The organism is Pseudomonas vanderleydeniana (assembly GCF_014268755.2).
GTDB lineage: Bacteria > Pseudomonadota > Gammaproteobacteria > Pseudomonadales > Pseudomonadaceae > Aquipseudomonas > Aquipseudomonas vanderleydeniana.
In genome coordinates this window covers 5,310,119-5,329,075 of the sequence record NZ_CP077093.1, presented here as the reverse complement: position 1 = coordinate 5,329,075, position 18,957 = coordinate 5,310,119, and the positions used below count along the sequence as shown (strand labels likewise).

Annotated in this window: 15 protein-coding genes; 4 read left to right on the top strand and 11 right to left on the bottom strand. The window is 65.7% G+C overall.

What is annotated here, in order from left to right:
- Positions 1 to 89 precede the first annotated feature (89 nt).
- Positions 90 to 2,831 carry an aconitate hydratase AcnA gene (gene acnA / locus HU752_RS23740; protein ID WP_186681274.1) on the bottom strand — a complete coding sequence of 914 codons (2,742 nt, stop codon included), beginning with the start codon at positions 2,829 to 2,831 and terminating at the stop codon, positions 90 to 92.
- A 189-nt stretch (positions 2,832 to 3,020) separates the two neighbouring features.
- On the opposite strand from acnA, the gene rlmM reads away from it, so the two are divergent.
- Both rlmM and tusA read left to right on the top strand, forming a co-directional pair.
- Positions 3,021 to 4,088 carry a 23S rRNA (cytidine(2498)-2'-O)-methyltransferase RlmM gene (rlmM, locus tag HU752_RS23735; RefSeq protein ID WP_186681272.1) on the top strand — a complete coding sequence of 356 codons (1,068 nt, stop codon included), beginning with the start codon at positions 3,021 to 3,023 and terminating at the stop codon, positions 4,086 to 4,088.
- Positions 4,089 to 4,114: 26 nt separating this feature from the next.
- Entirely contained in the window at positions 4,115 to 4,366 is a 252-nt protein-coding gene (gene tusA / locus HU752_RS23730) for a sulfurtransferase TusA (RefSeq protein WP_017905604.1), read from the top strand.
- A 15-nt stretch (positions 4,367 to 4,381) separates the two neighbouring features.
- Here tusA and HU752_RS23725 read toward each other — a convergent pair whose 3' ends face one another.
- A complete protein-coding gene (locus HU752_RS23725; protein WP_186681271.1) occupies positions 4,382 to 5,785 on the bottom strand; it encodes an MATE family efflux transporter in 1,404 nt (467 codons plus the stop codon).
- A gap of 192 nt (positions 5,786 to 5,977) precedes the next feature.
- On the opposite strand from HU752_RS23725, the gene pdxB reads away from it, so the two are divergent.
- Positions 5,978 to 7,120 (top strand): 4-phosphoerythronate dehydrogenase PdxB, encoded by a 1,143-nt coding sequence (gene pdxB / locus HU752_RS23720; protein WP_186681269.1) that lies wholly within the window; start codon positions 5,978 to 5,980, stop codon positions 7,118 to 7,120.
- Between the two features lie 147 nt (positions 7,121 to 7,267).
- Here pdxB and HU752_RS23715 read toward each other — a convergent pair whose 3' ends face one another.
- Positions 7,268 to 7,444 carry a PA1571 family protein gene (locus tag HU752_RS23715; RefSeq protein ID WP_054060385.1) on the bottom strand — a complete coding sequence of 59 codons (177 nt, stop codon included), beginning with the start codon at positions 7,442 to 7,444 and terminating at the stop codon, positions 7,268 to 7,270.
- Positions 7,445 to 7,693: 249 nt separating this feature from the next.
- Here HU752_RS23715 and HU752_RS23710 point away from each other — a divergent pair, with 249 nt between their 5' ends.
- The gene (locus HU752_RS23710) at positions 7,694 to 9,478 is read left to right on the top strand and encodes an ABC transporter transmembrane domain-containing protein (protein WP_186681267.1); all 1,785 of its coding nucleotides are present in this window, start codon (positions 7,694 to 7,696) and stop codon (positions 9,476 to 9,478) included.
- A 58-nt stretch (positions 9,479 to 9,536) separates the two neighbouring features.
- On the opposite strand, the gene ppnP is transcribed toward HU752_RS23710, so the two are convergent.
- The 8 genes from ppnP to HU752_RS23670 form a co-directional block, all read right to left on the bottom strand.
- Complete coding sequence (gene ppnP, locus HU752_RS23705; RefSeq protein ID WP_017905599.1) at positions 9,537 to 9,818, bottom strand: pyrimidine/purine nucleoside phosphorylase; 282 nt, start codon at positions 9,816 to 9,818, stop codon at positions 9,537 to 9,539.
- A 149-nt stretch (positions 9,819 to 9,967) separates the two neighbouring features.
- Entirely contained in the window at positions 9,968 to 10,510 is a 543-nt protein-coding gene (locus tag HU752_RS23700; protein ID WP_186681265.1) for a 3'-5' exonuclease, read from the bottom strand.
- Positions 10,511 to 10,579: 69 nt separating this feature from the next.
- Entirely contained in the window at positions 10,580 to 12,541 is a 1,962-nt protein-coding gene (locus HU752_RS23695; RefSeq protein WP_186681263.1) for an acetyl/propionyl/methylcrotonyl-CoA carboxylase subunit alpha, read from the bottom strand.
- Between the two features lie 133 nt (positions 12,542 to 12,674).
- On the bottom strand, positions 12,675 to 13,466 hold the full coding sequence (locus tag HU752_RS23690) for an enoyl-CoA hydratase/isomerase family protein (RefSeq protein WP_186681262.1): 792 nt from the start codon (positions 13,464 to 13,466) through the stop codon (positions 12,675 to 12,677).
- Positions 13,463 to 14,620 (bottom strand): citronellyl-CoA dehydrogenase, encoded by a 1,158-nt coding sequence (gene atuD, locus HU752_RS23685; RefSeq protein ID WP_186681260.1) that lies wholly within the window; start codon positions 14,618 to 14,620, stop codon positions 13,463 to 13,465. The genes HU752_RS23690 and atuD overlap by 4 nt, the downstream gene beginning before the upstream one ends.
- 23 nt (positions 14,621 to 14,643) lie before the next feature.
- Positions 14,644 to 16,260: a geranyl-CoA carboxylase subunit beta gene (gene atuC / locus HU752_RS23680; RefSeq protein ID WP_186681258.1), complete on the bottom strand. Its 1,617-nt coding sequence runs from the start codon at positions 16,258 to 16,260 to the stop codon at positions 14,644 to 14,646.
- Between the two features lie 3 nt (positions 16,261 to 16,263).
- Positions 16,264 to 17,133 (bottom strand): SDR family oxidoreductase, encoded by an 870-nt coding sequence (locus HU752_RS23675; RefSeq protein WP_186681256.1) that lies wholly within the window; start codon positions 17,131 to 17,133, stop codon positions 16,264 to 16,266.
- Between the two features lie 12 nt (positions 17,134 to 17,145).
- Positions 17,146 to 18,936 carry an acyclic terpene utilization AtuA family protein gene (locus tag HU752_RS23670; protein ID WP_186681254.1) on the bottom strand — a complete coding sequence of 597 codons (1,791 nt, stop codon included), beginning with the start codon at positions 18,934 to 18,936 and terminating at the stop codon, positions 17,146 to 17,148.
- Positions 18,937 to 18,957: the final 21 nt, after the last annotated feature.

The window sequence follows — 18,957 nt, the reverse complement described above, 5'->3', positions numbered from 1 at the left end:
GGTGCATGATAACCCGACCCCCAGTCTCCCTGACCAATGAAAAAACACTGGCCAGGCCAGTGTTTTTCCAGATGTTGCCGTCGCTGTCCTCAGGCGGCGATCAGTTGTCGCAGCACATAATGCAGGATGCCCCCCGACTTGAAGTACTCGACCTCATTGAGCGTATCGATGCGGCACAGCACCTCGACCTTGCGTGAGTTGCCCTGCTCATCCTTGATGACCAGGGTGAGCTTCATCCGCGGTTGCAGTTCGACGCCGCCCAGGCCCTCGATGTCCAGGGTCTCCTTGCCGGTCAGTTGCAGGCTCTTGCGGTTCTGTCCGGCCGGGAACTGCAGCGGCAGCACACCCATGCCCACCAGGTTGGAACGGTGGATACGCTCGAAACTCTCGGCGATCACGGCCCTGACCCCCAACAGGTTGGTGCCCTTGGCGGCCCAGTCGCGGCTGGAGCCGGTGCCGTACTCCTGGCCGGCGATCACCACCAGGGGCGTGCCTTCTGCCTGGTAGCGCATGGCAGCATCGTAGATCGCCAGCTTTTCCCCCGAGGGCACGTGCAGGGTATTGCCGCCTTCCTCGCCGCCAAGCATCTCGTTGCGGATACGGATGTTGGCGAAAGTGCCGCGCATCATCACTTCATGGTTGCCGCGACGTGAACCGTAGGAATTGAAATCCCTCGGCTCCACGCCCTGTTCGCGCAAGTAGCGTCCGGCCGGGCTGTCGACCTTGATGTTGCCGGCGGGGGAGATGTGGTCGGTGGTCACCGAATCGCCCAGCAGTGCCAGCACTCGCGTATCCCGGATATCCTCGATCACCGGCAGCGGGCCGGCGATGTCGTCGAAGAACGGCGGGTGCTGGATGTAGGTCGAGTCCGGCTGCCAGGCATAGGTGGCGGCCTGCGGCACCTTGATCGCCTGCCATTGGGCGTCACCGGCGAACACCTCGGCATACTCCTTGTGGAACATCGCGGTGTCGACCCGGGCCACGGCGTCGGCGATCTCCTTCTGGCTCGGCCAGATATCGCGCAGGTACACCGGCTGGCCATCGCTGCCGGTACCCAGTGGTTCCTGGCTCAGGTCGATACGGACGCTGCCGGCCAGGGCGTAGGCCACCACCAGCGGTGGCGAGGCCAGCCAGTTGGTCTTGACCAGTGGGTGCACCCGGCCCTCGAAGTTGCGGTTGCCCGAGAGCACCGAGGCCACGGTCAGGTCCGATTGCTGGATGGCTTTCTCGATCGGCTCCGGCAAAGGCCCCGAGTTGCCGATGCAGGTGGTGCAGCCATAACCGACCAGAGCGAAGCCCAGCTCGTCGAGGTAGCGGCTCAGGCCGGCCGCCTGATAGTAGTCGGTGACCACCTTGGAACCGGGGGCCAGCGAGCTCTTGACCCAAGGCTGGCGCTTGAGGCCCTTTTCCACGGCCTTTTTCGCCAGCAGCCCGGCGGCCATCATGACGCTGGGGTTGGAGGTGTTGGTGCAGGAGGTGATGGCGGCGATCACCACCGCGCCGTCCTTCAGGCGGTGAGTCTGGCCTTCGTAGCTGTAGTCCACCCCACCGACCAGGTCGGCATTGCCGACCGCCACGCCGCCGCCGCCCTCGCTTTCCAGGCGGCCTTCCTCCTTGCTGGCGGGTTTGAGCTGCAGGCCGACGAAGTCGCTGAAGGCCTGTGCGACCTTGGGCAGCGGCACCCGGTCCTGCGGACGTTTCGGCCCGGCCAGGCTGGCCTCGACACTGCCCATGTCCAGCTCCAGGCTATCGCTGAACAGCGGTTCCTGGCCCGGCAGGCGCCACAGGCCCTGGGCCTTGCTGTAGGCCTCCACCAGGTCCACGGTGGCGGCGGGACGGCCGGACAGGCGCAGGTATTGCAGGGTGACCTCGTCGACCGGAAAGAAACCACAGGTGGCGCCGTATTCCGGGGCCATGTTGGCGATGGTCGCGCGGTCCGCCAGCGGCAGTTCGGCCAGGCCGTCGCCGTAGAACTCGACGAACTTGCCGACCACGCCCTTCTTGCGCAGCATCTGGGTGACCGTCAGCACCAGGTCGGTGGCGGTGATGCCTTCCTTGAGCTTGCCGGTCAGCTTGAAGCCGATCACCTCGGGAATCAGCATCGACACCGGCTGGCCGAGCATCGCCGCTTCCGCCTCGATGCCGCCGACACCCCAGCCGAGTACGCCGAGGCCGTTGATCATGGTGGTGTGCGAGTCGGTGCCGACCAGGGTGTCGGGGAAGGCGTAGGTGCGGCCGTCCTCGTCGCGGGTCCAGACCGTGCGCCCCAGGTATTCGAGGTTGACCTGGTGGCAGATCCCGGTGCCCGGTGGCACCACGCTGAAGTTGTCGAAGGCGTTCTGGCCCCAGCGCAGGAAGGCGTAGCGCTCGCCGTTGCGTTGCATCTCGATGTCGACGTTCTCGCCGAAGGCTGCGGCGCTGGCGAACTTGTCGACCATCACCGAATGGTCGATCACCAGGTCCACCGGTGACAGCGGGTTGATGCGCTGCGGGTCACCGCCGGCCTTGGCCACGGCGGCGCGCATGGCGGCCAGGTCGACCACCGCCGGCACGCCGGTGAAGTCCTGCATCAGCACCCGGGCCGGGCGGTACTGGATTTCCCGGTCGGAACCGCGTGTCTGCAGCCAGGCGGCGAGGGCCTTGAGGTCGGCGTCGGTGACGGTCTTGCCGTCTTCCCAGCGCAGCAGGTTTTCCAGCAGCACCTTGAGCGACATCGGCAGCTTGTCGAGGTCGCCGAGCGTGCGTGCGGCTTCCGGCAAGCTGAAGTAGTGGTAGGTCTTGGCGCCTACTTGCAGGGTTCTAAGGGTTTTCAGGCTATCGAGAGATGACATGAAACGACTCCTTGAGGCCCGCACGGCACGGGCCGGGTGGTACAAGCAGAGCCTTGAATCTAGCCCTGTTCGAGTGATCTGGCTAATCACTGGACTCTATGGGGGAGTCCAAGGTTCCGAACTCGGCTATCATGCGCGGGTTTTTGACAGGCTCCTGCAGGGTAGCTGTCGACACCCAGGAGAATCGAATTGAACACCCTCTTCATGCATTGCCGGCCCGGCTTCGAAGGCGAAGTCTGCTCCGAGATCGCCGAGCACGCCGCGTACCTCGATGTGCCCGGCTATGCCAAGGCCAAGCCGAACAGCGCCTGCGCCGAATTCGTCTGTGGCGATGACGCCGGCGCGGCCCGGCTGATGGCCGGCCTGCGCTTTGCCGAACTGATCTTCCCGCGCCAGTGGGCCCGTGGCCGCTTCCTCGACCTGCCGGAAACCGACCGGATCAGCGTGATCCTGGAACACCTGGCGGAGTATCCGGTGTGCGGCAGCCTCTGGCTGGAAGTGCTCGACACCAACGATGGCAAGGAACTGTCGAATTTCTGCAAGAAGTTCGAGGCGCCGCTGCGCAAGGCCCTGACCAAGGCCGGCCGGCTGGTGGAGGACGCCGGCAAGCCACGCCTGCTGCTGACCTTCAAGAGCGGCCGGGAAGTGTTCCTCGGCATGGCCGACGCCGGTAACTCGGCAATGTGGCCGATGGGCATTCCACGGCTCAAGTTCCCCAAGGATGCCCCGAGCCGTTCGACCCTCAAGCTGGAAGAGGCCTGGCACCACTTCATCCCACGTGACCAGTGGGAAGAGCGCCTGAATGGCGACATGACCGGCGTCGATCTCGGCGCGGCGCCCGGTGGCTGGACCTGGCAACTGGTCAACCGCGGCATGCTGGTGACCGCCATCGACAACGGCCCGATGGCCGAAAGCCTGATGGACACCGGGCTGGTCCAGCACCTGATGGCCGACGGTTTCACCTACAAGCCGAAGCAGCCGGTGGACTGGATGGTCTGCGACATCGTCGAGAAGCCGGCACGCACCGCCGCCATGCTGGAAAGCTGGGTCGGCGAGGGGCATTGCCGGGAGGCGGTGGTCAACCTCAAGTTGCCGATGAAGCAGCGTTATGCCGAGGTCCGGCGCCTGCTGGATCGTATCGAGGAAGGTTTCAAGGCGCGGGGGATCAAGGTGGCGGTCGGCTGCAAGCAGCTGTATCACGACCGCGAGGAAGTGACCTGCCACCTGCGTCGACTGGACGTGAAAAAGCCGCGATAATGCCGAATCGGTTTCAGGAGTGAAGAATGACCCAGCCCTACGATCCCAACGTTGACGGCACCCTCGACGCCACCGGTCTCAACTGCCCGGAGCCGGTGATGATGTTGCACCAGCACATCCGCGACCTGCAGCCGGGCGGCCTGCTCAAGGTGATCGCCACCGACCCGTCGACCCGCCGTGACATCCCCAAGTTCTGCGTGTTCCTCGACCATGAACTGGTGGAGCAGCGGGAAGAGGCCGGTACCTACCTGTACTGGATTCGCAAGAAGGCCGAGTGATCGGCCTTTCACCCATTACCCCCGGCTCATCCTGATCCGCCTGCGCGAACTGCGCGCCAGGCGGATCGACAGCATCAGCGCCGCACACGACAGCCCGACGATCAGCCCTTGCCACAAGCCGCTCGGGCCGCTCGGCGCGCCGAACCAGTCGGTCAGCCCCAGGGCGTAGCCCACCGGCAGGCCGATGCCCCAGTAGGCGAACAGGGTCAGGATCATCGTCACCCGGGTGTCCTGGTAGCCGCGCAACGCGCCGGCGGCGGTCACCTGGATCACGTCCGAGAACTGGAACAGCGCCGAGTACACGATCAGCATGGTCGCCACCTGGATCACCACCGGATCGCGGGTGTAGATGCTCGCGATGTGTTCACGGAACAACAGCATCAGGCTCGCCGACAGGCAGCCGTAGGCCAGAGCCGTGGCGACGCCGACCCCGGCGGTGAAACGCGCCTCGCGCGGTTGCTCGCGGCCCAGGGCCTGGCCGACGCGGACGGTGATCGCCATGCCCAGGGAATAGGGCACCATGAATACCAGCGAACTGATGTTCAGGGCGATCTGGTGCCCGGCCACCACGTGGGCACCGAGGCTGCCGATCAGCAGGGCGATCACCGCGAAGATGCTCGACTCGGCGAACACCGCGATCCCGATCGGCAGTCCGATGCCCAGCAGGCGCTTGATCACCGACCACTGCGGCCAGTCGAAACGGCTGAACACCTGGCTGGGCTGGTAGACCTTGGCCCAGCGTACCCAGCCGGCCATGCCCAGCAGCATCACCCACATCACGATCGCCGTGGCCCAGCCGCAGCCGGGGCCACCCAGTGCCGGCACGCCGAGGTGGCCGTAGATGAACACGTAGTTCAGCGGAATGTTCAGCGCCAGCCCGCACAACCCCAGGACCATGCTCGGTCGGGTACGGCCCATGCCGTCGCTGCAGCAGCGCAGGACATGGTAGAGCGCCACCGTCGGCAGGCCGGTGCCGATCCCGCGCAGATAGTCCATGCACGGCCCGATCAGTTGCGGGTCGACCTTCATCAGGTGCAGGATCGGCTCGGCGTTGTACAGGATCACGCCCGCGCCGAGGCCGACTACCAGTGCCAGCCACAGGGCCTGGCGCACGATCGGGCCGATCTGCTCCGGGGTCCCGGCGCCGTAGCGCTGGGCGACCTTGGGCGTGGTGGCGAGCAGGATGCCGGTCATCAGCAGGAACACCGGCACCCAGATCGAGTTGCCCAGCGCTACCGCGGCCAGGTCCCGCGGGCCGACACGGCCGGCCATCACCGCATCGACGAAGCCCATGGCGGTGTGGGCCAGCTGGGCAATGATGATCGGCAGGGCCAGTCCCAGCAGGTTGCGCATTTCCAGCAGGACGCGCGCCGGGCGGCCGAGGGCAGGGGCGTCGGCAGGAGGGGTAACGGTGTTCACCAGTGATGTATCCAAGTATTGCGGGGAAAGCGACGGATCTTACGCCCTGACGCAACGGTCAGGAAATCTCCTCTGTAGCGCATTTGTAACGGCGCGGGCCGCGCGCCTGGATTTTCTTTGCCGATGATCGCTGGCCGACTGGTGGCGGCGGGCGATCTGCGCCAAACTGCCGGCCTGCCAAAGGAGCCCGCCATGCTGATTGTTGCCGACGAGAATATTCCCCTGATCGATGCGTTCTTTGCCGGTTTCGGCGAGATCCGCCGTTATCCGGGACGTGCCATCGACCGCGCGGCAGTGGCCGAGGCCGATGTGCTGCTGGTGCGTTCGGTGACCCCGGTCAGCCGCGAACTGCTCGAAGGCAGCCGGGTGCGCTTCGTCGGGACCTGCACCATCGGCACCGATCACCTGGACCTCGAGTACTTCGACGAAGCCGGCATCCAATGGTCCAGCGCCCCTGGCTGCAACGCCCGCGGCGTGGTCGACTACGTGCTGGGCTGCCTGCTGACCCTGGCGGAAATCGAGGGCGTCGAGCTGGCCCGGCGAACCTATGGCGTGATTGGCGCCGGCGAGGTCGGTGGGCGCCTGGTCAAGGTCCTGCGTGGCCTGGGCTGGAAGGTGCTGGTCTGCGACCCGCCGCGCCAGGCGGCCGAAGGTGGCGATTATGTCGACCTGGAGCAGATCCTCGAACAGTGCGACGTGATCAGCCTGCATACCCCGCTGACCCGTTCCGGCGACCTGGCGACCTGGCACTTGCTCGATCGCGAGCGACTGCAGCGGCTGCGTCCGGGGGCCTGGCTGATCAACGCCGCCCGGGGGCCAGTGGTGGACAATGTGGCCCTGCGCGAGGTGCTGCTGGACCGTGAGGACCTGCAGGCGGCACTCGACGTCTGGGAAGCCGAGCCGGAGGTCGATGTCGAGCTGGCCGCGCTCTGCGTGCTCGGTTCGCCGCATATCGGCGGCTACAGCCTGGACGGCAAGCAACGTGGCACGGCGCAGATCTACCAGGCCTACTGCGCCTTCAGCGGCCAGGAGCCGGTGGTCCGCCTGGAGGACCTGCTGCCCCCACCGGGCCTGGCGCAAGTCACCCTCGACGCCAGCAGCGATCCGGCCTGGGCCATGGCGATGATCTGCCGGGCGGTGTACGACCCACGCCGCGATGATGCGGACTTCCGCCGTAGCCTGGTCGGCAGCGTCGCCGAACAGCGGGCGGCATTCGACCAACTGCGCAAGCACTACCCGGAGCGCCGTGAGATCGAGGGGCTGGCGGTGAAGATCAACGGTGATTCCGAGCCATTGCGGCGGATGGTGCTGGCACTGGGCGCCGTGCTCGTCTGACCACCCCGTGGGAGCAGGATTTATCCGCGAAGCTTTTAGCGATCATCAGGGCCTCTTCGCGGATGAATCCTGCTCCCACAACCCATGCATCCCACAGGCAGAAAAAACCCGGCATCAGGGCCGGGTCGATAAAAAGAGTTCGGGCTCTCAGTCTTGCTGCGCAGGCTTGACCAATCGCTGTTCCAGTTCACGGCAAGCGTTCTGGATCATTTCCTCGGTGATCGGGACTTCGCGTCCTGCCGCGTCGATAATCGCACAGCCCAGTGCCTCGGGCTTGGGATGACGAATCACCGGGATCTGGTTAGTGCTGTGTTGCAAGTCCATGGCCTGTCTCCTCATCAGGTGCTTATCGAGTTTATATCCGCGGCATGACCAGGCTGTGACACAGTCGACAACAGCGGGCCGCGTGGTTTCAGTGCAACAGAAAGCACGCTTTCCTGCCAGTCATGCGTTAGACCGATAATCTCTAGGACCTAGTGTTACCGGTCATAATTAACCTGACTGATTGCGTTTCACGAAAGTTCACTCGGACTTGGGTGTAGGCTCTGTCCATCGCACAACGGATTCGACCCCATGCTTTCTGCTCGTCAACGCCGGGCCATGCGCCTGGCCAGCCAGTTCGTCGCTCCTTATCGCTGGCAGGCGGTCGCCGCGCTGCTGGCGCTGATCGTCACCGCCGGCATCACCCTGTCCATGGGCCAGGGTATCCGCCTGCTGGTGGACAAGGGCTTCATGACCCAGTCGCCACACCTGCTCAACCAGTCCATCGGGCTGTTCCTGCTGCTGGTGCTGGGCCTGGCGGTTGGCACCTTTACGCGCTTCTACCTGGTGTCGTGGATCGGCGAGCGGGTGGTGGCCGATATCCGTCGCCAGGTGTTCAACCACCTGATCTACCTGCATCCCGGTTTCTACGAGAACAACCGCAGTTCGGAAATCCAGTCGCGGCTGACCGCCGACACCACCCTGCTGCAATCGGTGATCGGTTCGTCGTTGTCGTTGTTCCTGCGCAATGCGTTGATGGTGCTCGGTGGCGTGGTGCTGCTGTTCATCACCAACCCCAAGCTGACCAGCATCGTGGTGATCGCCTTGCCGTTGGTGCTGGCGCCGATCCTGATCTTCGGTCGCCGGGTTCGCAGCCTGTCGCGGCAGAGCCAGGACCGCATTGCCGATGTCGGCAGCTATGTCTCCGAAACCCTGGGCCAGATCAAGACCGTGCAGGCCTATAACCACCAGGTACAGGACGAGCAGCGTTTCGCCACGACTGTCGAGCAAGCCTTCCAGACTGCCCGCCAGCGCATCGTCCAGCGTGCCTGGCTGATCACCCTGGTGATCGTGCTGGTGCTCGGCGCAGTGGGCGTTATGCTCTGGGTCGGTGGCATGGATGTGATCGCCGGAAGGATTTCCGGCGGCGAACTGGCGGCTTTCGTGTTCTACAGCCTGATCGTCGGCAGTGCCTTCGGTACCCTCAGCGAGGTCATCGGCGAGCTGCAGCGAGCGGCCGGCGCTGCCGAGCGGATTGGCGAACTGCTGCAGTCGAGCAATGCCATCACCGCCCCGGCCGACGGTGGCGTGCGCCTGGCCGCACGGGTCGCGGGCAACCTGGTGCTGGAGAACCTGCGCTTCAGCTATCCGTCGCGTCCGGACAGCCATGCCATCGACGGCCTCGACCTGAGTGTCAGAGCCGGCGAAACCCTGGCCCTGGTCGGCCCCTCGGGGGCGGGCAAGTCGACCCTGTTCGACCTGCTGCTGCGTTTCTACGACCCGCAGCAGGGGCGCCTGCTGCTCGACGGCCAGCCGCTGACCCAGCTCGACCCGCTGGACCTGCGCCGTTGCTTCGCCCTGGTTTCGCAGAGCCCGGCGCTGTTCTTTGGCAGCGTCGAGGAGAACATCCGCTACGGCAACCCGACGGCGAGCGACGAGCAGGTCCGTGAGGCGGCGCGGATCGCCCATGCCCACGACTTCATCATGCGCATGCCCCAGGGTTACCAGACCCACCTGGGCGATGCCGGCCTCGGCCTGTCCGGTGGCCAGCGCCAGCGCCTGGCGATTGCCCGGGCATTGCTGGTGGATGCGCCGATCCTGCTGCTGGACGAGGCCACCAGCGCCCTCGATGCGCAGAGCGAGCACCTGATCCAGCAGGCGCTACCGAGCCTGATGCAGGGCCGTACCACGCTGGTGATCGCCCATCGCCTGGCCACGGTGCAGAACGCCGACCGAATCGCGGTGATGGATCAGGGGCGGCTGGTGGCGATCGGCACGCATGCCGAGCTGATCGCCAGCAATCCGCTGTATGCGCGCCTGGCGGCGTTGCAATTCAATGCCCGGGGCATGGAGCCGGGCGTGATGGCGACGCCGTGATTCGAATCCCATGAAAAACGGCGCCCTTGGGCGCCGTTTCGGTACTGCTCGCCGGAACTCAGCGGTATTCGCACAGGTAGGCGGTTTCCACGGCGACTTTCAGCTGGAACTTGCTGTCGGCCGGCACGTTGAACTGGCTGCCGCTGGCGAAGGTTTCCCACTCGCTGCTGCCTGGCAGTTTGACGGTCAGGGCGCCGGAAACCACGTGCATGATTTCGCGCTGGGCGGTGCCGAACTCGTATTCGCCCGGAGCCATGACGCCGATGGTGGCCGCGCCTTCGGCTTGTGCGAAGGCAATCGACTTGACGGTGCCGTCGAAGTACTCGTTGACTTTAAACATGGGCGATTCCTCGAAATGAGCTGAAAAATTGGGCCGGCCAGTATGCCCAAGCCGCCTGCTGCCGTCACCTGCTGCCGATCCGATCGGAGCACATCGCGCTCCTGTAGGCGCCGGGCTTGCCGGCGAACCGGCAACGGCGGCCATTCTCCTCAAACCGGCAGAATCAATGGCAGCAGCCGCGCAGTATTACGCGCATCCTCCAGCGCCCGATGCTGTTGCCCGCTGAACTGCAGCCCCGCCAGTTGCAAGGCACCGTTGAGCCCCAGTGGTTTCTGCAACTTGCGCGCCTTGGCGAAGCGCTGCTTGAGGTTGGCATGCGGCACCCCGCTCAACAGGCTGGTCACTTGCAGTTGCCGCCAGTCCTGTTCCAGTTGCCGGCGATCGTAGTCGCCCCAGCTGGCCCAGCCCTCCAGCCGTGCCTGATGCTGGCCGAGCCAGCGCTCGAAGGCCTCCCAGACCTCGGCCAGGGGCGCAGCGGCGTCGATGTTGGCCTGGCTGATGTGCGTCAGCTCGCGGCAGAAGGTCGTCAGCAACGGTCGACGCAACGGTCGTACAAAACGCTGGAAGTGGTCCAGCTCCCGGCCCTCGCGATTGACCAGGGTGGCACCGATTTCGATGATTTCCATCTCCGCCAGCGGCCAGCCCCCATCATCCGTCGTGGCTTCCAGATCAATCACCAGCCAGTGGGGCATCTCAAGCTCCGAAGACAGCATCCTAGTCCGCGTCAAGCGTAGCCAATGCCGAGGAATCCGCCTAGTTGCTCATTCAACCACCAACAGAATCTGCCGGTTTTTAACCTGATCCCCGCGGTTGGCCTGGACCTTTCGGACCACGCCGTCAATACCGGCCTTCAGCGGGTGCTCCATCTTCATCGCCTCCAGCACCATCAACAGCTGGCCCTTGCGCACCTCGCTGCCTTCGCTGACCAGCACATCGACGATCGCCCCGTCCATGGGTGCCTTGACCGTGCCCGAGCTCACCGTGGCCTGGCCCTGTGTCGCCGCCAGGCTCAGGTCCCGCAGCAACAGGTTGCCCGGACGGGTGAACAGCCAGAGCTGTTCGCCGTCCAGCCGATAGGCATGGCGCCGGCGCACGCCGTCGATCTGCGCCGTGACCCAGCGGCCGTCGCACTCCAGCAATTGGACGTCGACCTGCTGTTCGCCGTGACTGACCCGCAGTGCTGCGTCGGGTTGGGCGAGCAATTGCAGGTCGATCGTATTTTCGCCCCATGCCAACCGATAGTGGCGGGGGACCGCGACGTTGTTGCGCCAGCCGGCGAGCCCGGTGTCGTGGCGGCTGGCGCCGGCCTGGTAGAACAGCGCGGCGGCCAGGGCCAGGTCGCCGCTTGTTGGCTGATAGGGTTGCAGGCTCGGGTCGGCGCTGAAGTGCTCGGCGATGAACGCAGTGCTGAAGGTGCCGGCAGCGAACAACGGATGACGCAGCAGGTTCGCCAGCAGGCGCTGGTTGCTTTCCAGGCCCAGCAACACGCCATCCTCCACCGTGCGCAACAACCGGCGTCGGGCTTCCTCGCGGGTAGCGCCATGGGCGATCAGCTTGCCCAGCAGCGGGTCGTAGAACGGGCTGACCGACTGCCCTTCGACCAGGCCGTGATCGATCCGTACACCTTCCGATAGTGCAGGTTCCCAGCCGAGTACCTGGCCGGTCTGTGGCAGGAAACCGTGAGTCGGGTCCTCGGCGTACAGGCGCACTTCGATGGCATGTCCCTGCAGCCTGACCTGTTCCTGGCGCAGAGGCAGCGGCAGGCCCGCCGCGACGTCGAGCTGCCAGGCCACCAGGTCCAGCCCGGTGATCAGCTCGGTGACCGGGTGCTCCACTTGCAGCCGGGTGTTCATTTCCAGGAAGTAGAAGCGGCCGCCGGCATCCAGCAGGAACTCGACGGTCCCGGCGCCGACGTAGCTCACCGCCCGCCCGGCCTGCAAGGCCGCCTCGCCCATGGCCTGGCGCAGCTCGGCGGTCATGACCGGGCAGGGGGCCTCCTCGACGATCTTCTGGTGGCGGCGCTGGATCGAGCAGTCGCGTTCGCCCAGGTACAGCAGGTTGCCATGGCTGTCGCCGAACAGCTGGATCTCCACATGGCGTGGTTCGATCAGCGCCTGTTCGAGGATCAGTTCGTCGCTGCCGAAGGCGTGCAGTGCCTCGGAGCGGGCGGTACGCAACTGCTCGGCCAGTTGTTCGGGCTCATGGACCAGGCGCATGCCGCGCCCGCCGCCGCCGGCGCTGGCCTTGATCATCAGCGGGTAGCCGATTCGCTGTGCCTCGTGAATGAGGGCGTCGTCGTCCTGCTCGGCACCCTGATAGCCGTCGATGCAGGGCACGCCGGCGGCGAGCATGGCGATCTTCGACTGGCGCTTGCTGCCCATCAGCTCGATGGCTTCGGGACTGGGACCGATGAAAGTGATTCCGGCATGCTGGCAGGCCCGCGCGAAGTCGGCATTCTCCGAGAGAAAACCGTAGCCGGGGTGGATCGCGTCGGCCCCGCAACGGCGGGCGGCGTCGAGCAGGGCCGGGCTGTTGAGGTAGGACTCGGCGACCTGCGGGGCACCGATGCACACGGCTTCGTCGGCCAGTTGCACGTGGCGGGCATCGGCATCGGCCTGGCTGTAGACGGCGACGGTTCGATAGCCCTGGGCGCGGGCGGTGCGGATGACCCGGCAGGCGATTTCACCGCGGTTGGCGATCAGGATCTTGTTGAAGGCGGGCATGGCGACGGTCCTTTTGTTCAGTGTTGAAAGTTCGGCCCTTTTCGCGGGCAAGCCACCTCCTGCAGGATCGGCGTCATATACGGCTCTGTGGTACGCCTGGGTCCTGTAGGAGCGGGGCTTGCCCGCGAAGACGTCAGCCGGCCCACCGCGGCTCGCGCTTCTGTACGAAGGCCAGCGTCCCCTCGACGCCCTCCGCCCCGGTCACCGCCTCGGCGAACCAGCGCGCCGCCTGATCGAGCAGTGGCCCCAGCGGTTGTTCATCCAACAGCAGGGCCTTGGTCACTGCGTTGGCTCCCGGCGCACAGCGCAGCACCTGGGCCAGCACTTCAGCAAGGCGCTCCTCCAACCCCTGGGCATCGCGTTCGACAAAATGCACCAGCCCCAAGCGCATCGCCTCGTCGCCATCGAATCGCGCCGCGGTCAAGGCCAGGCGCCGGGCCTGGGTCAAGCCGATACGCCGGACCACGAACGGCGCAATCTGCGCGGGCAGCAGGCCGAGGCTGGTCTCCGGCAGGCCGAACCGGGCGTCGTGGGCGGCCAGCGCGATATCGCTGACACAGGCCAGGCCAAACCCGCCGCCCAGCACCGCTCCCTCCAGTACCGCGATCACCACTTGCGGCTGGTGCTGGACCTCCTCCAGCAGGGATCCGAAGGCCCGGTTCAGCTCTTCATAGGCCTGTGTGCCCTGAGCACGGGCCTGGGCCATGTCCTTGATGTCGCCGCCGGCGCAGAAGTGGCCGCCGCTCCCGCGCAGCACCAGTGCGCGTATGGCGCGATCCTCGTGTACCGCGGCCAGTACGCGGCGCAGTTCGTCGACCATGTGCAGGCTCATCGCATTGCGGCTGTCCGGTCGGTCGAGGGTTATCCACAGGATGCCGTCGCGAGTTTCCAGGCGCAGTGTCTGGCAGTCGGGCACGGCGCTCATGACTTTTTCCCCGGCAGGATGCCCATCAGCTTGCAGATGATGCCCAGCATGATTTCGTCGGCACCGCCGCCGATCGACACCAGGCGTACGTCGCGATAGGCGCGCGACACCGGGTTGTCCCACATGAAGCCCATGCCGCCCCAGTATTGCAGGCAACTGTCGGTGACCTCACGGCCCAGCCGCCCGGCCTTGAGCTTGGCCATCGACGCCAGGCGGGTGACGTCACGTCCCTTGATGTACTGCTCGGTGGCCTGGTAGACCAGCGCCCGCAGGCACTCGATCTCGGTGGACAGTTCGGCGAGGCGGAAGTGGACCACCTGGTTGTCGATCAGCGGGCTGCCGAACGTCCGACGCTCGCGGCAGTAGGCGATGGTGCTGTCGACGCAGTACTCCAGGCCCTTGATCATGTTCGCCGCGCCGAACAGCCGTTCCTCCTGGAACTGCAGCATCTGCATCATGAACCCGGCACCTTCCTGGCCGATGCGGTTGCGTTGCGGCACGCGCACGTTGTCGAAGAATACCTGGGCGGTTTCCGAACTGCGCATGCCGAGCTTGTCCAGGTGCGGGCTGAGGCTGATGCCGGGGCTGTTCATCGGCACCATGATCAGCGACTTGTTCACATGCGGCTTGTCGTCCGAGGTGTTGGCCAGCAGGCAGATGAAGTCGGCGCTCGGCGAGTTGGTGATCCACATCTTGCTGCCATTGATCACGTAGTCGTCGCCGTCCTTGCGCGCATGGGTCTTGAGCCCGGCGACGTCGGAGCCGGCGCCGACCTCGGAGACGCCGATGCAGCCGACCTGTTCGCCGCTGATCGCCGGCCGGAGGAATTCCTCGCGCAGCTCATCGGAGCCGAAGCGGGCCAGGGCCGGGGTGCACATGTCGGTCTGCACGCCGATGGACATGGGGATCCCGCCGCAATGCACGGTACCGAACTCTTCGGCGGCGACGATCGAATAGCTGTAGTCCAGGCCCATGCCGCCGAACTGCTCCGGCTTGGAAATGCCCAGCAGGCCCAGTTCGCCGGCCTTGCGAAAGATCTCGTGGATCGGAAAGCGCCCGGCCTTTTCCCATTCCTCGACATGCGGGTTGATCTCATGCTCGACGAACTGGCGGACGGTACGGCGCAACGCTTCATGTTCCTGGGTGAAGATCATTGTTGTTGTTCTCCTGTGATCGTTTAGAAGCGTGCCACGCCAAAGCTGTTGGCCTGCAATGGCCGCACCTCGGCCTCGTGGCAGATATCCAGCAGATAGCCCAGCAGTGTGCGGCTGTCGCGTGGGTCGACCAGGCCGTCGTCCCACAGGTTGGCGGTGCCATAGAGGGCAGTGGACTGGCTGTCGAGTTTCTGCGCAGTCATCTGTTCGAGCATGTCGAGCATCTTTTCCTCGACGGCCTGGCCGTCCTTGATCTGTCGGGCTTCGGTGACGATCCGCAGCACCTTGCCGGCCTGGGCCCCGCCCATCACGGCGGTACGGCTGTTGGGCCAGGCGAAGATGAAGCGCGGGTCGAGGCCGCGACCGCACATGGCGTAGTTGCCAGCGCCGTAGGAACCGCCGACGACCAGGGTCAGCTTGGGCACCCGGGCGTTCGCTACCGCCTGGATCATCTTCGCGCCATGCTTGATCACCCCCTGCTGTTCGGATTCGGTGCCGACCATGAAGCCGGTGGTGTTGTGCAGGAACAGTAGCGGCGTCTGGCCCTGGTCGCACAATTGTATGAACTGCGCCGCCTTGCTTGCGCCGCGCGGGGTGATCGGGCCATTGTTGCCGATCACCCCGCAGGGGCGTCCCTGGATCTGCAGGTGGCCGCAGACGGTCTGCGGGTCGAACTCGCCCTTGAACTCCAGGAACCGCGAGCCATCGGCCAGGCGGGCGAGGATCTCGCGGACGTCATAGGGTTTTTTCGGGTCGTCGGGAACCAGCCCCAGCAGGTCGTCGATCGGGTAGAGCGGTTCGGCGAAGGCCGGCACGGACACCGGCGGCAGTCGGGCGTTCCAGGGCAGTGCGGCGACGATCTCGCGCGCCAGGCGAATGCCGTCGGCGTCATCCTCGGCCAGGTACTCGGCCGTCCCGGCCACCTGGGCATGCATCTCGGCACCACCGAGTTCCTCGTCGGTGGCGATCTCGCCGGTGGCGGCCTTGAGCAGCGGTGGCCCGGCGAGGAACAGCTTGGCCTTGCCTCGCACCACCACCACGTAGTCCGACAGCCCCGGCTGGTAGGCGCCGCCGGCGGTCGCCGAGCCGTGGACCACGGTGATCTGCGGCAGGCCCATGGCGGACATCCGGGCCTGGTTGGCGAAGCAGCGCGCGCCCTCGACGAAGATTTCCGCCGCATAGTTGAGGTTGGCGCCGCCGCTTTCGGCCAGGGTGATGATCGGCAGCCGGTTTTCCATGGCGATCTGTTGCAGGCGCAGGGTCTTCTTGAGGCCGCTGGGGGAAATGGTCCCGCCCTTGATCGCACTGTTGTTGGCCACCACCAGCAGGCGTACGCCGGACACATAGCCGATCCCGGCGATCAGCCCGCCGCCGGCCTGGCTGCCGTCCTTGTCGTCATGCAGCTTGTAGCCGGCCAGGCTGGCGAGTTCGAGGAACGGTGCGCCGGGGTCGAGCAGCAGGTTCAGGCGTTCACGCGGCAGCAGCTGTCCGCGGCGGGCGAACTTGTCATGGGCCTGCGCGGCCTTGTCCAGCAGGTTTTGCTCCAACTGGCGGATCTGTTCGAGACTGGCGAGCAGGGCGTCACGATGCCGGCTGAAGTCGGCACTGTGACGGTCGAGCTGGGATTCGATCACCGGCATGATTCACTCCTTGTCCTTGAGCACATCCGGCAGGTAGGCCCGATGGAAACCGTTGTATGACTCGCTGTTGCGTGCCGGCTGCAGGGGCCAGGCACGGCTGCCGAGGCTGGCCGCGCCGTCGATGCGCAGGGTGGTGCCGCTGATGAAGGCGGCAGCCGGGCTGAGCAGGAACACGATCGCCGCGCTGACTTCCGACTCGGTCCCGATGCGCTTGAGTGGCACGTACTCGCGCAAGGTCGGAATGACCTTCCTGAATGCACCTTCGTAGGTGTCCATGCCGCTGGAGGCGATCCAGCCCGGTGCCACGGCATTGACCCGCACCCCGGCGTGCCCCCACTCGAAGGCGGCGGTCTTGGTGAAATTGTCCATGCCGGCGCGGGCGGCACCGGAGTGGCCCATGCCGGGCATGCCGCCCCACATGTCGGCGAGCATGTTGACGATGCTGCCGCCATGGCGGCTCATGGACTGGTTGAAGACCTCCCGGGCCACCAGGAAACCGCCGACCAGATTGGTGCGCATGACGGTTTCGAAGCCTTTCTGGTTGATCGACGCCAGGGGAGCTGGATACTGGCCGCCGGCGTTGTTGACCAGTCCGTGGATGGGACCATGCTCGGCGAGCAGTTCGGCAACCAACGGTTTCACCGCGTCCTCGTCGCGAATGTCGCAGCAGCGCCAGGCCGCGCGGCCGCCGTCCTCGGCGATTTCGTCGGCGACCCGTTGCAGTTTCTCCGCCTTGCGTCCCACCAGCAGCACATGGGCGCCGAGGGCTGCCAGTTCATGGGCGGTGCAGCGGCCGATACCGCTGCCGCCACCGGTGACCAGGATCGTCTGGCCGTTGAACAGATCGGGTTTGAACACGGAAGCATAGGCCACGGTCACGGTCCCTCAGGCAAGTTGGTCGGCAAGCTGTTGTGGCAGGTCGATGGGAAATTCCAGCAGTTGCTGGGCGAAGGCCTTGCCCTGTGGATCGATGCGCAGGCTGGCGACACCGCCACCACCCAGGGCATTTTCCAGCAGGAAGTTCAGGCTGTGGCTGCCCGGCAGGTACCAGCGCTCGACGCGCCCCAGCTGTGGATCGAGCACATGGCCCATCCAGTCGGCGACGGCCGCCGGGGTCAGCGCTGCGGCGATCCATGGCAGGTATTCCGGGCGTCGGGCCATGACGCCGATGTTGCTGTGGTTGCCCTTGTCACCGGAGCGGGCCACCGCCAGTTTGACCAGTGGCACGCTGGTCTCGGGAGTGCCTTGTGGCAGGGGAGGTTGGGCGTCCTCGGCAATCCTCTCCGGGTCAAAGGCCGGCAGCACGGGCAGGGCGCAGGGGGAGGTCTGTTCGCCGAAACGTACGCCGAGCGCGCAGGCTTCCTTCTCGATCAGGAACGAAAACAGCCGGATCAGCGGGTACACCGTCGGCCGGCCGCCGACGATTCCGGTCAGGCCGGGGGCCATCCCCGTGGCGGCCTGGGCGATTTCCCGGGAGAACAGGATCAGTGCCTGTTTGCTGGGGTGGCGCACGGCGAGCTTGATCACCACTTCGCGGCTGTCCTGGCGTCGTCCGTGGGGCCCGTAGCTGGCTTCGCTACCCAGCAGTTCAATGTCCACTTCAGTGTAGGGTGCCCAACCACGTACGCGGAACATCTCCGAGGTCTTGTCGATGATCGCCTGGCTGACGCGCCGGGCCTTGTCCACGGCGTCGATGCCGGCGATCAGGCAACTGGCGGTACAGCGGAAACCGTCGGGCCAGGTGGCACTGACCTTGTATTGCCCGGTGGGGGGCAGGCCACGGGCACCCTCCACGGCGACGATATTTTCACCCTGCCGGACCAGGCTCACCCGGGTGAAGTCGCAGATCACGTCCGGCAGCCGATAGGCCCGTGGGTCGCCGATTTCGTACAGCAGTTGTTCGCCGACGCTCAGCGGTGAAACCAGCCCGCCGGAGCCTTCCGGCTTGCTCACGAGAAAACCGCCGTCGGCGCTGACCTCGACGATGGGAAAACCGATGTGTTCGTAGTCGGGCACGTCGCGCCAATCGGTGAAGTTGCCGCCGGTGCACTGTGCGCCGCATTCGATGATATGGCCGGCCAGCGCGGCCTGGGCCAGCTTGTCGTAGTCGTCCCAGGCCCAGCCGAACTCGTGTACCAGGGCAGCACTGACCACCGCACTGTCCACCACCCGCCCGGTGATCACGATATCGGCACCCAGGCGTAGCGCCTCGACGATACCCGGGGCACCCAGGTAGGCATTGATGGAGACACACATCGGCGGCAGGGGCGCGCCGCTGAACATTTCCCGGATGCCGTCGGCGGCCAGTTGCCGGGACTTGGGTTGCAAGTCGTCGCCTTGCAGCACGGCGATCTTCAGGGCTACCCCGGCCTTGTCGCAGGCCTGTTGCAGGGCGGCGGCGCAGGCCTGCGGATTGACCCCGCCGGCGTTGCTGATCACGCGGATTCCCTGTCGGGCGATGTCCCCAAGCAGGGGCTCGAGGACTTCGACGAAGTCCGTGGCGTAGCCGGCCTGGGGATCCTTCATGCGGGCCCCGGCCAGGATCGACAGGGTGATCTCGGCCAGGTAGTCGAACACCAGGTAATCCAGCCTGCCGCGCTCCACCAGCGGTCGGGCGGCGGTGGAGGTATCGCCCCAGAAGGCGCTGGCACAACCGACACGAACCGTTCTGTTCATCCGCACGATCTCCAAAAGGGG